Consider the following 460-nt stretch of genomic DNA (forward strand, 5'->3'; position numbering starts at 1 on the left):
AAGCGCTACAGCAAAAGCGACTTTAGGTTACCTGAGGCCTTGCTACGACTGGATTGGAGCCCTGACCAAATCGTCGGATATCTAAGAATGAGAGGCTATCCAACAATGAGCCACGAGCTCATTTATCAGCACATTTGGAACGACAAAGCTCTCGGTGGAACGCTATGGAAACACCTACGGCAATCTTCCAAGAAAAGGCGTAAAAGGTACAACTCAAAAGACAGTCGAGGACGGCTTGCAAATAAGCGTCATATTGCCGAAAGACCAGAAAACGCTGAGCATCGAAAAGAGCCTGGTCATTGGGAAATTGATACTGTCGTTGGCCGCGGAACCAAGCACTGTATCGTGACTTTAGTCGACAGAATGACTGGTTACACTTTTATCGGGCAAATGGATGATAGAACAAGCGAGTCGCTCAACGTAAGAATGAGCAAAATCATGACCCGCTCTGACTTACCTT

1 pseudogene is annotated in these 460 nt (G+C 46.7%); it reads left to right on the forward strand.

From position 1 onward, the window contains the following. Window positions 1-460, forward strand: a pseudogene (locus CIK04_RS30220) (IS30-like element ISVvu6 family transposase); the annotation flags it as partial.

The sequence above is a fragment of the Vibrio sp. 03_296 genome (genome assembly GCF_002265885.1).